This window comes from Nocardia sp. NPDC049707, from assembly GCF_040674855.1.
Lineage (GTDB): Bacteria > Actinomycetota > Actinomycetes > Mycobacteriales > Mycobacteriaceae > Nocardia.
This window is the reverse complement of sequence record NZ_JBFANN010000002.1, coordinates 195,010-207,128: the sequence shown is the minus strand read 5'-3', so window position 1 is coordinate 207,128 and position 12,119 is coordinate 195,010. Positions and strand designations below refer to the sequence as shown.

The window sequence follows — 12,119 nt, the reverse complement described above, 5'->3', positions numbered from 1 at the left end:
TTTCGACCCCGAACGGTACGACGAACCCTATCCATTCGAGTACTACAGTCCTCTCGCGTCGAGCCCACAGGTGTTGCCGAAACCCACGAACCCGGCTGGATCCCGGCACACCGTTGGGTGGACCAGTGTCGAACTAAGCGAGAAGGAATCGATTTCTGAGCATTTTCGCCCTATCAAAGCACAGCTGCCGGAATAATGACGTGTCACATCTTCCAGCCGACGCGGGACGCTCACAGGTTGCTGGATCAATAGCTGAGTCCGTCGGAACCGCCGCACGCGCCACTGGGGTACGTACTTCCCGAAGTCTGGGAAGATAGCTGGCTTGCCCCCGTCGACGGACAGTGCATCGAGTACGCGCCCCGTCCGCGCGATCAGGTGCAGTGCGGCGGCGCAGGCGGTCGATACCGCACAGCTCCGCTATTCGGAGGTGCGCAGTCGTCGCATTGTCGCGATCGCATCGGTCAACGCCGGGGTGTGGGTCACGAGTATCGGTTCGCGGCGATTGCGGCGGCCTTACGGCGGGCGTCGTCGGCGGCATGCCGTTCGTTTGCGTACAGCAGGCCGTAGGTGAAGCCGTTCTCGCCCGCTGCGGTGCCCGCGGTCGTCGCGGTGCGCCACAGGAATCGTGACGATACGATGCCGTCGTTGTAGTCGCCGAGCACGCGTTGAATCTTCTTGTAGTACTTGATGTTCGGCTTCGCTTGCCTGCGCTTTCCGGCGAGCTCGAGTAGTTCGGCGGCGTAGCGGGCTCGTTTGGCGGCCTTGCGGGCGCGGTGCAATGACTCGTGTCGTTGGTCGTGTAGCGCGGTCGCGAGCCGACGATCGGCTTTGCGCGCGGCCGCGCGAGCCCGCTGCACGAGTTCACGTCTGCGAAGTCGCCCGTTGAACGGCGGGTGCGATTGCCAGGTATGCAGGGTCGCGAGCAACCCCAGGTAACGAGTCGAGTCCATGGCCTCGGTGAGTGCGTTGCGGCTGGGCACCTGTCGGGCCAGGAGCGTCGCGTCGATGCGCGCGGCGACCGGACCGAGGACGAGTTCGGGTGGCAGTTTGTTCATCTGGTCGGCCAGACGGCGATGTTGGACGTGGCAGTCGCGCACATCGCCGAGCGCCCCTGCGTACCACTGCAATTCGTCCTCGACAGCACTGATGGCGCAGCGGTCCAACAGCTTTCCGAATACGCGCAGCGTGCTACGCAGGCGCCGCGTCGCGACCCGAGTGTCGTGGATCGGATCCTCGCCGCGACGCAGAGCGACGTCACCGGCGAAGATCATGTCGATCTGCGGGGACAGGTATGCGCGGATGGCGCGTTCCGCCGCGGTCTCCGTGACCGGCTCGGGCTGCGCGGGTAGCACGCGAGACAGCTTGGAGGCAAACTCCGACCGGCGTGCACCCGCCTCGGCGAGGCTGTCCACCAGCGCCGCGGGGACCGCGTCGATCCGCGGGCCGAGTTCGACCTCGACCTCGTGCCAGGCGGCGGAACTTCCGTCCGCCGCTGTCGTGTCGACGATGTCGTCGTCGACTTCGACTATCAATTCGCCGTCCGGCCCGAGTACGCGGTGGCGATGGCGCAGCGTGCGAATCGTGGCGACCGCGTGCAGTTGTTTACCCAGCGCCGCGCCGACGACTACCTCGACGAACTCGTGCGGCAGTTCCGCCGAGAGCGGGGCATGCAATTCGGTGCGACCGCTCGGATGGGGAACTTTCAACTGCCAACCGGATTCGTCGGTTCCTTCCCGGCGGCGCAGGGTGAGATTGTGAGCGAGCAGATCCAGCTCGGGGGTGTCGAAATAGGTGCTGGTCAATTCGACCGACGTCTTTTCGATCCGACTGCCGGAGACGAGGTTTTCCAATGCCGGAAGCGTAAAAACCTCGTCGACCTCCCATTTTGTCTCGCGTTCCAGTGCTTCCTCCATGTATTGCGCGTTCCCGGCCCACCGCACCTGAAACAGCGGGCATCACCCCGAGGCAGTTGCCGGGCAATCGCACCCGTTATTCCGCGTGTCGGTTCGAAGCCGAGGGCATACTGGTCGGGCCATAGCTGCACCGAGAAAGACAAGACCCGAAGGGGCCGTCGTGACCAGCGTGTTCGTCGCTCGTGTTGCCGAAATCGCCGAACAACGCCACATCCATGCGGCGGCAGACGCGTCGAAAATTCAACGCGCGCAGCTATTGACACAGCTCGCCGAGCACGGGTGGCCCAGCGGCCGGAGCGAGTGCTCTGACACTTTCGAAGCCGCGCACCACCGCTCGTGAGCACGGTTCGGCGCCGACCCGTGACTGGTAGCCCCAGCCGTGCGCCATCGATAGATACTCGCTACCTGCGCACGATCCGCCTGGCTGTTCTCGAGCTTTCGCACACTGGAGGAACGGATGAATCCATGGACCGCGCGGCTGTCCGTCAACAGAGTCGCTGTCGCGTCCGCCTCGGTCCTGATGGCACTTGCGGCGGTCGCGTCCTTCATATTCGGACACCATCTGGCACGGTTGGCCGGAACGCCCTCGGCCATCGCATGGCTCTGGCCGATTGTCTGGGCTGCACCGTCTTTCAGATCGCGTACTGCTACGTGATGGTTGGAACATTGCCGTACCGGACCGGAATCGTCCGACCGTACTTCGGGGTTCTGCTGCTGGGCGGCGTCGCCGCCGGTGTCTTCGGAAACGCTTTCAACGCAACGGATCCCGCCGAGCCTTCGCTGGCCGTGAAAACAGCCATAGCCGTCGTTCCGCCGCTGTGCCTGCTGCTGGTGGTCATCAACACCTCGATCTTCTTCAGCGCAACCAAACCGTGGCTGCACAGTGCGGACGAGCTACTGCGACCTGCGGCGGCTGAAACGCCCGTCGTCGACGCAGCCGGACGTCTGCTGTCGTAGCTCGACCTGTCAGCTTCTCAATTCGCCTGCTCGGTGTTCCGGCGCGCGGCGGTGAGGTGCTCGGCGGCGAAACGGGCGATAGTGCAGGCCTGGCGGGTGTGAGCTTCCGGGTGTGCGGTGCGCTGCTCCAGCGTGGCCCGGATCCGATCCAGCGATGCGGTGGCATCGCTGGTAGCTCGGCGGAGCACGGCGTGCCGGTGGTCGAGTTCGCGGTAAGCGAGGTCGATGTCGTGGCAGCGGCGGCGTAGGTCGGCGACGTGGTTGAGCAGGTCGGCGACCTCACGGGTGGTCAGGGTGAGGGTCGGGTGCTGCTCGCCGGAGAGGATCGCCTCGCCAGCGACCTCGGCGCAGCGCGCGTGCAGTACATCGAGAATGTCGGCCACCCGGATCACCTCCCACACCGCGCCCGAAACAAGAGAAAGGTTGCAGGTCAACGCATCCGGCAGGGATCGGACGCGAATCGACGCTCCCGCTCGTTCGATTGTTTTGATCGACACGCAAGTCGACTACGACCCGATCATGGGTACGGTACTGGAAGCCGGCCCACCGAGGAATTCCGCCACTAGTGTCATAGGCGCAGAGAAGGAATTTCCCACGATACGCGCGGGTAACCACCTGACGTTGTGTACCTACGCGCGATCGAGGTGCAGACTACGCGGGACCGGCAGTCGCAAACCGTCGCCCGACCGGGCCAGTGCTATGGAGTGGAAGGAGTTGGGCGAGTGTTCAGCCGCATCGCCATCGTGAACCGGGGAGAGGCCGCTATGCGGCTCATCCATGCCGTCCGAGATCTGGCCGCGGAGACCGGGCGACCGATCGAAACCGTCGCGTTGCACACCGACGTCGATCGGAACGCGACATTCGTGCGCGAGGCCGATATCGCGTACGACCTCGGTCCGGCGTCCGCGCGCCCGTATCTGGATCTGAAGGCGCTCGAGCTCGCTCTGGTGACGACCAAGGCTGATGCCGCATGGGTCGGTTGGGGTTTCGTCGCGGAGGATCCGGCGTTCGCGGAACTCTGCGAGGAGATCGGCGTCACCTTCATCGGCCCGAGCCCGGAGGCCATGCGCAAACTCGGTGACAAGATCGGTGCGAAGCTGATCGCGGAGGAAGTCGGCGTGCCCGTCGCGCCGTGGAGCCGCGGCGCGGTCGAAACCGTGGACGCGGCCCGCGCGGCCGCCGCCGAGATCGGCTACCCGCTGATGCTGAAGGCGACCGCAGGTGGTGGTGGCCGGGGTATCCGGGTGATCACGAACGAGGCCGAGCTCGTCGATGCTTATGAGCGCACCCGTCAGGAGGCCGCGCGCGCCTTCGGCAGTGGCGTGGTCTTCCTGGAACGGCTGGTCACCGGCGCCCGCCATGTCGAGGTCCAGGTGATCGCGGACGGCCAGGGGACCGCATGGGCGCTCGGCGTCCGCGACTGCTCGGTGCAACGGCGCAATCAGAAGGTCATCGAGGAGTCGGCGTCACCCGTGCTGCGTCCCGAGCAGACGGCCGAACTCAAGGCGTCGGCCGAGCGGTTGGCGATCGCGGTCGAGTATCGCGGCGCCGCGACTGTCGAGTTCCTGTACCACCCGGGCGACGAGCTGTTCGCCTTCCTCGAGGTCAACACCCGTCTGCAGGTCGAACACCCGATCACCGAGTACACCACCGGTTTCGACCTGGTTCGGGCGCAGTTGCTGGTGGCATCGGGCGGCAAGCTCGAGGGTGAACCGCCGGCCGAGCGCGGACACGCGATCGAGGCCAGGCTCAACGCCGAGGATCCGGACCGCGACTTCGCGCCCGCGCCGGGCCGCATCGCGCGGCTGGATCTGCCCGCCGGGCCGGGCATTCGAGTCGACACCGGCGTCAGCGAGGGCGACACGATTCCCGCCGACTTCGACTCGATGATCGCCAAGATCATCGCCTACGGTCGCGACCGCGACGAAGCGCTGGGCCGGCTGCGCCGGGCAGTGGCGCAGACCAGGGTCGTCATCGAGGGCGGCGCGACCAACAAGAGCTTCGTGCTCGACCTGCTGAACCAGCCCGAGGTGATCGACGCCAGCGCCGACACCGGCTGGATCGACCGCGTTCGCGCTGAGGGGCGCCTGGTATCGCATCGCCACTCCGCGATCGCGGTGGCTGTCGCCGCCATCGATGCCTATGAAGAGGAGGAGCGCGTCGAGCGGCACCGGCTGCTTTCCACGGCGGCCGGTGGCCGTCCCCAGGTGCAGCACGAGAGCGGCCGACCGCACGAGCTCAAGTTGCGCGGCGTCGGCTACCGGGTCCGTGTCGCGCGGATCGGTGCGCATCGGTTCCGCATCGGCATCGAGGCGGGCGGCGATATGCGCGCGGCCGATGTCGATCTCGAGCGCTTCGACCGCCATACCGGGCAGATCGTGGTCAACGGCACCCGCTACCGCGTGATCACTGGCACGCACGGGCCGATTCATCTGGTCGATGTCGACGGTGTGACGCATCGGATCAGCCGGGATGAGGGCGGTGTCGTCCGCTCGCCCGCGCCCGCGCTGGTCGTTGCCACGCCACTGGAGGTCGGTGCCGAGGTCGAGGCGGGCGCGCCGGTTCTGGTGCTGGAGAGCATGAAGATGGAAACGGTGCTGCGCGCGCCGTTCCGGGCTCGGTTGAAGGAATGCGCCGTTTCGGTCGGCACTCAGGTCGAGACCGGCGCGCCGCTGATGCGGCTGGAACCGCTGGCCGAGGACGACGAGGCCGAGGACGCCGCGGCGGTCGAGTCTGTCGAGCTGGACCTGCCGGGCGAGCCCGCACCGGTCCGGCCGCACGAGGGTCCGGCCCGCAGCCTGCAGGACCTGCGCAGTTTGCTGCTCGGCTTCGACGTCGACCCGCATGACGAGCGCCGAGTGCTCGACCACTACCTCGCCGTGCGCCGGGCGGCCATGGCGGACAACCGCCGCCCGCTCGCCGACGAAATCGAACTCGTGCAGGTGTTCTCCGACCTGTCCGAACTGAGCCACAACCGCTCCTCGGACGAGGACGGCAGCCAGGGCCATGTCCACAGCGCCCGCGAGTACTTCCACACCTACCTGCAGAGCCTCGATGTCGAGCGGGCGGGTCTGCCGGAGTCGTATCAGGCCAAACTCGCAAAGGCGCTCGGGCATTACGGTGTCGCCGAGCTGGATCGTTCCCCTGAGCTCGAGGCAGCGGTCTTCCGGATCTTCCTCGCCCAGCAGCGGCCGTCCGACACCGTCACGGTCATCACCACCCTGCTGCGCGAGTGGCTGCGCGAGCCGGTGCCGGACCGGGCGCTGCGCGAGCCGGTCGGTCTGGCGCTGGAGCGGCTGGTGGCCGCGACGCAGGTGCGATTCCCCGTGATCGCCGATCTCACCCGCGGCCTGGTGTATTCCTGGTTCGGCCAGCCGCTGCTGCGGCGCAACCGTGCCCGTGTCTACACCAATGTCCGTAAGCAGCTGAGCCACCTCGACGCACATCCGGAAACGCCCGATCGCGCCGATCGCATCTCCGAGATGGTGCGCAGCACCGAGCCGCTGGTGCGGCTGCTCGGTCAGCGGCTGGTGCGCGGCCGTGCGGACAACACCGCCATGCTCGAGGTGCTGACCCGTCGGTACTACGGAAACAAGGGTCTGACCGGTGTGCACACCCGGGAGGCCGGTGGGTGCACCTTTGTGATCGCTGAGCGCCGGGGCCTGAGCCTGGTGTCGGCGGCGGTGAGTTTCGATGCGCTCGACACCGTGCTGCGTGGTCTCACCGAACTGGCGAGTGTGGCCGCGTCCATCGAGGTCGATATCTACCTGAGCTGGGAGAAACAGCCGGAGGACTTCGACGCGATGGCGGCGGCGTTGCAGGAACGGCTCGGTGCGCGGCGGTTGCCGAACCAGATCCACCGCATCACCGCGACCGTCGCGGGCAGCGGCGGTGCGGTGATGCACCATCACTTCACTTTCCGCCCATCCGCCACCGGCATGGTCGAGGAGCGGTTGATCCGCGGCCTGCATCCGTACATCGCGGAGCGGATGCAGATGAAGCGGTTGCGCAAGTTCGATCTCACTCGGCTCCCGTCCTCGGATGAGGAGATCTACCTGTTCCGCTGCATCGCGAAGGAGAACGCGTCCGACGAGCGTCTGGTCGCGTTCGCGCAGGTGCGTGACCTGGCCGCGCTGCGTGAGCACGACGGCCGGTTGCTGGCGCTGCCGACGGCCGAGAGCACCATCGCCACCTGCCTCGACTCGATCCGCCGGGCACAGTCGCAGCGGCCGTCGGCCAAGCGGTTCCACACCAACCGGATCGTGATGTACATCTGGCCGCCGGTCGAGATGACCCGCGCCGAACTGGAGATGATCGTCGATCGGGTGCGGCCGACGACCGCGGGCGCGGGGCTGGAGGAGATCCTGCTCATCGCACGCCACCGGGACCGGAAGACCGGTGAGCTGATCAAGGTCGCCGTGCGTATCGCCTTCGACGCCACCGGCGGCACCGAGGTGACCATCGGCGAGCGGTCCGACGAGGTGGTCGAGCCGCTCGACGAGTACCGGCAGAAGGTGCTGCGGGCCAGCAGCCGCAACACCGTGTACCCCTACGAGCTGACCGGTCTGCTCGGTGAGTTCGCCGAGTACGACCTCGACGCTGGCCACACGCTCGTACCGGTCGACCGGCCGAAGGGACGTAATAAGGCCGCGATCGTCGCGGGCGTGGTCACCACACCGACCGAGCAGTATCCGGACGGTGTCACCAGGGTGGTGCTGCTCGGTGATCCGACGAAATCCCTCGGCGCGCTCTCGGAACCGGAGTGCCGTCGGGTAATCGCCGCGCTGGACCTGGCCGAACGGATGCAGGTGCCACTCGAGTGGTACGCGCTGTCCTCCGGCGCCCGGATCTCGATGCAGTCGGGCACGGAGAACATGGACTGGGTGGCGGCGGCGCTGAAGCGGATCGTCGAATTCACCCAGGACGGCGGCGAGATCAATATCGTGGTCTCGGGCATCAATGTCGGTGCGCAGCCGTACTGGAACGCCGAGGCCACCATGCTCATGCACACCAAGGGCGTGCTGGTGATGACGCCGGATTCGGCGATGGTGCTCACCGGCAAGCAGGCACTGGACTTCTCCGGTGGCGTGTCGGCCGAGGACAACTTCGGTATCGGCGGTTACGACCGGGTGATGGGCCCGAACGGGCAGGCGCAGTACTGGGCGCCGAACCTGCTGGCCGCGCGGGACGTGTTGATGTCGCACTACGACCACACCTATGTGGCGCCCGGTGAGCAGTCGCCGCGACGCTCGGGTACCAGCGACCCGGTCGATCGCGACATCTCCGATTTCCCGCATGTCGTGGCGGGCAGTGACTTCACCACGGTCGGCGAGATCTTCTCCGCCACCGCCAATCCGGACCGCAAGAAGCCGTTCGACATCCGGACGGTGATGCGGGCGGTGGCCGATCAGGACCATCCGGTGCTGGAACGCTGGGCGGGGATGGCCGACGCCGAGACCGCCGTTGTGCAGGATGCGCGGCTCGGTGGTATCCCGGTGTGCCTGCTTGGTATCGAGTCCAGGGGAGTGCCGCGCCGCGGCTATCCGTCCACCGACGGCCCGGACACCTACACGGCAGGCACGTTGTTCCCGCAGTCCTCGAAGAAGGCCGCGCGGGCGATCAATGGGGCCAGCGGCAACCGGCCGCTCGTCGTGCTGGCGAACCTGTCGGGCTTCGACGGCTCGCCGGAATCGATGCGGAAGTTGCAGCTCGAATACGGTGCCGAGATCGGCAGGGCGATCGTGAATTTCGAGGGCCCCATCGTGTTCTGCGTGATCTCGCGGTATCACGGTGGTGCGTTCGTGGTGTTCTCGAAGCTGCTCAACCCGAATATGACCGTGCTCGCGCTGGAGGGCTCGTTCGCCTCGGTGCTCGGCGGCGCCCCTGCGGCCGCGGTGGTGTTCTCCGGTGAGGTCGACGCGCGTACGGCGGCCGATCCGCGGGTGCGGGATCTCGAGGCGCTCGCCGCGACTGCGGTCGGCGCCGACCGTGCGGCACTGACCGCGGAACGTGACGAGGTCCGGTCGTCGGTTCGCACGGAGAAACTCGGCGAGGTCGCAGCGGAATTCGACCGCGTGCACAATATCCAGCGGGCCGTCGAGGTCGGTTCGGTCGATGCCATCGTCCGTGCCGCCGAACTGCGCCCCCGCATCATCGAAGCCATCGAGGCCGGCCTGCCCGGCTGACCCTCTGGATTGCTGAAATAATCGGCCGTCTCGGCGCCTATCGGGCCCCGAGACGGCCGATTTTCATTGCCCCCGTGCCTCGGTGGCGGAGTACCATTGAAACTTGTCTCTGACAAGTGTCACTCGACGCCTCACAATGACGTGAGGGCTGAGGAAGCACTTCTCACAACGGCGTGAGAGGTGAGGAAATGGGCGACCGAAAGGTGGTTCTGCGCACAAGGTGGCCGATCGTATCGGCATTCGCGGTCTTGCTGATCGTGGCGAGTGCCGTGCTCGGTCCGCATGCGACGGCACAATCATGCGCCGCGGTGGATCTGGTGGTGGCCAGGGGGACCCAGGAACCCGGGTACCTCGGAACCTTCGTCGGTGATCCGCTGTACGACGCGATGCGGCACGCATTGCCGATGAGCGTGCAAGCGTATCCGGTGAACTACCCTGCGAATCTCACGGATGTGGGTACGGGTAGCGCTGATCTGGTCGCACACGTCGCTGCTCAGGCCGCGGCCTGTCCGGACGAAGAGTTCATCCTGGCCGGCTACTCGCTGGGCGCGGGTGTGGTACACGCCGCACTCGGCACCGGTATCGTCGCCGGACTGCCGGGCATGGTGCAATTGCCGGGCGATCTTGCCGACCGAGTGGCCGTCGTCCTGCTCTTCGGTGACCCGCTGCGCTCGATCGGGTGGCGTGTTCCCGACCAGTACCTGGCCCGCACCGCCGATTTCTGCGCGGCCGGTGACCCGGTTTGTGGCGGCGGAATCAATCCGAGTGCCCACGCTCGATACGATGATTTCATCAGTGCCGCAGTGGGATTCAGCGCCGAGCATGTGTCTTGAACCAGCGCCGAGCCCGCGTGGCGGCGAATTCGGCCTTCTCGGTTGCGAGTTCCGCCGATGGGGTGACGAATGGTGCGACCGGCGTTGGCCCGGAAAGGAAGTCGGCGTCGACCTTGCCAACGGGACCGTTTCCGAATTCGATAGCAGGAGCGCCTCCCGCAACCTCGACACCGGCGAGTGGAAGTGCTCAACGGAGCACCGGCCTGACCGGCGCTTGCACATGACCGAGCGGGCGGGTACTCCGGATATCAGGAGGTGTTCGATGTCGGCCTCCGCATCCGATCCCTTGATGCGGACAGAAGAGACTATCGTGTCGTCGGAGTCCATCCGGCTGACGGGGATACTGGCCGTCCCGGAGACCTCCAGCGGTCTGGTCGTCTTCGCGCATGGCAGCGGTAGCGGCCGACACAGTCCGCGGAATCGGCTGGTCGCCGATGTACTGAATCGGGCGGGACTCGCGACCATGCTGGTCGATCTGCTGGACGCCGCCGAGGAGGGTGACCGCGCCCGCGTTTTCGATATCGAGCTGCTCGCCGATCGTCTCGTCGCGGTGACCCGCGGGCTGCGCACGCGATCGGCGCTGAGCGGGCTTCCGACCGGATACTTCGGGGCCAGCACCGGTGCCGGTGCCGCACTGTGGGCGGCGACCGAACCCGGCACCGAGATCGCGGCCATCGTCTCCCGTGGCGGCCGCCCCGATCTGGCCGGTCCGCGGTTGGCGCACGTCCGCGCGCCGACGCTGCTCATTGTCGGCGGTAACGATCGGCAGGTGCTGGAGCTCAATCGCGCGGCCCAGCTGCGGATGCCGTGTCCGAGCGAGATCGATGTCGTGCCCGGTGCGACGCACCTGTTCGAGGAGCCCGGTGCGCTCGAGCAAGTGGCGGATCTGGCCCGCGACTGGTTCCTGCGCCATCTCAGCGTTGTGCGGTCTTGAACACCACCGGCAGGTCGTCGGGCTGCGGTGCGACCCGGGTACCGAAGTCCTGACTGGTGTGCTCGATCATTTCGCATAGCCATCGAGATTCGTTGCGCGCGGCCGATTCCAGACGCATATGCCGGATCCGCAGTGGAATCAGTCGCGTCCGCATCGCGCCGGGTTCGATGGACACCAGATATAGCAGGCGAAGATCCGGGCGGTACCGCTCATAGCCGCGAATGCCCTCATAATCATCGATGACGTCCCCGCACCCGTACAGAATCGGTTTGTCCCGATAGATCTCGATCGGCCGCGGATGGTGTGCGGAATGTCCGTGCACGAGGTCGATTCCGGCGTCGATCAGTCGATGTGCGAATTGCCTTTCGCTCAGCGGCACGCTGTAGCCCCAGTTGGGCCCCCAGTGCACGGAGACGATCGCGATATCGTCAGTGCGCTTGTGCGCCAGTACTTCTGCGGCCACCTCGTCGGCGGCGCGAATATTCGGTGCATCGCCGATCCACCAGAGCCCCGGCCGATCGTGGCGAGCCGCCCAATGATGTGGAACCCCACTCGATCCCGCACCGACCGAGACGATGACCACTCGCCGTCCGTCATCGAGTTCCGATATCGCCGAGGCTCGGGCGTCGTCGAAATCCGCGCCTGCCCCGGCACGCTGGATGCCCGCGGTATCGAGTGCTGTCACGGTGTCGGCCAGCCCCTGGATACCGAAATCGAGAACGTGATTATTGGCCAGCGCGCAGACGACCGGCGCGATCGCGGTCAACACCGGCACATTGTCCGGGTGCATGCGGTAGTGGATGCCCTTGCCGGGCGCGAACGCGCCATCGGCGGTGATCGCGGTTTCCAGATTGATCAGTCGCACCTGCGGAGCGAGCTGAGCAAGAATCGGCAGGACCTCGCCCCACGGATGACGGAAGTCCACCGGACGGGTGAATTCACCGTTCATTCGCTCCGCGAGCTCCGCATACGTCCGCGCATCTTCGACATACCGTTCGTGCAGCGTCGGATCACCGGGGTGCGGGAGGATCTGATCCACACCCCGGCCGAGCATGACGTCGCCGCCCAGCAGCAGTGTCGCCATACACCCATTGTCGATCATTTCCGCCACATCGTTGACTGTGTGGCGTCGCACTTCTGTGGTGTGGCTGCAACGGGCGGGGTGTGCCGCTGGACGCCGCAGGTCGCGTCGGCGGACGGTGCGCAAGCCGCACGCCCGACCGACGCTTTCACCGTCCAACAGGTACTGCAGGCCGATGGGCACGCAGGACTGTCACCCAGAATTTCGCGCCACTGT

At 66.5% G+C, this 12,119-nt stretch carries 7 protein-coding genes and 1 pseudogene; 5 read left to right on the top strand and 3 right to left on the bottom strand.

The genetic code is table 11. The features are described from left to right. Positions 1-479: 479 nt before the first annotated feature. On the bottom strand, positions 480-1,913 hold the full coding sequence (locus tag AB0J29_RS03445) for a CYTH and CHAD domain-containing protein (protein WP_364778477.1): 1,434 nt from the start codon (positions 1,911-1,913) through the stop codon (positions 480-482). A 160-nt stretch (positions 1,914-2,073) separates the two neighbouring features. Here AB0J29_RS03445 and AB0J29_RS03440 point away from each other — a divergent pair, with 160 nt between their 5' ends. Together AB0J29_RS03440 and AB0J29_RS03435 are read left to right on the top strand one after the other, a co-directional pair. Further along, positions 2,074-2,253 carry a hypothetical protein gene (locus tag AB0J29_RS03440; protein ID WP_364778474.1) on the top strand — a complete coding sequence of 60 codons (180 nt, stop codon included), beginning with the start codon at positions 2,074-2,076 and terminating at the stop codon, positions 2,251-2,253. A 314-nt stretch (positions 2,254-2,567) separates the two neighbouring features. Next, positions 2,568-2,870: a hypothetical protein gene (locus AB0J29_RS03435; RefSeq protein ID WP_364778471.1), complete on the top strand. Its 303-nt coding sequence runs from the start codon at positions 2,568-2,570 to the stop codon at positions 2,868-2,870. Between the two features lie 17 nt (positions 2,871-2,887). On the opposite strand, the gene AB0J29_RS03430 is transcribed toward AB0J29_RS03435, so the two are convergent. Further along, positions 2,888-3,367, bottom strand: a complete 480-nt coding sequence (locus AB0J29_RS03430; protein ID WP_364778468.1) for a hypothetical protein — start codon at positions 3,365-3,367, stop codon at positions 2,888-2,890. Between the two features lie 225 nt (positions 3,368-3,592). Between AB0J29_RS03430 and AB0J29_RS03425 the strand changes: the two genes are divergently transcribed. From AB0J29_RS03425 to AB0J29_RS03415, 3 genes and pseudogenes are all read left to right on the top strand, one after another. Continuing rightward, complete coding sequence (locus AB0J29_RS03425; protein WP_364778465.1) at positions 3,593-9,055, top strand: carboxyl transferase domain-containing protein; 5,463 nt, start codon at positions 3,593-3,595, stop codon at positions 9,053-9,055. Between the two features lie 188 nt (positions 9,056-9,243). Further along, positions 9,244-9,888, top strand: coding sequence for a cutinase family protein (locus AB0J29_RS03420; protein ID WP_364778462.1), 645 nt, complete (start codon positions 9,244-9,246; stop codon positions 9,886-9,888). A gap of 337 nt (positions 9,889-10,225) precedes the next feature. After that, positions 10,226-10,822 (top strand): annotated as a pseudogene (locus AB0J29_RS03415) (phosphoribosyltransferase); the annotation flags it as partial. On the opposite strand, the gene AB0J29_RS03410 reads toward AB0J29_RS03415, so the two are convergent. Beyond that, the gene (locus tag AB0J29_RS03410) at positions 10,803-11,906 is read right to left on the bottom strand and encodes a CapA family protein (protein ID WP_364778459.1); all 1,104 of its coding nucleotides are present in this window, start codon (positions 11,904-11,906) and stop codon (positions 10,803-10,805) included. The pseudogene AB0J29_RS03415 and the gene AB0J29_RS03410 sit on opposite strands and share 20 nt — an antisense overlap. Positions 11,907-12,119 lie beyond the last annotated feature (213 nt).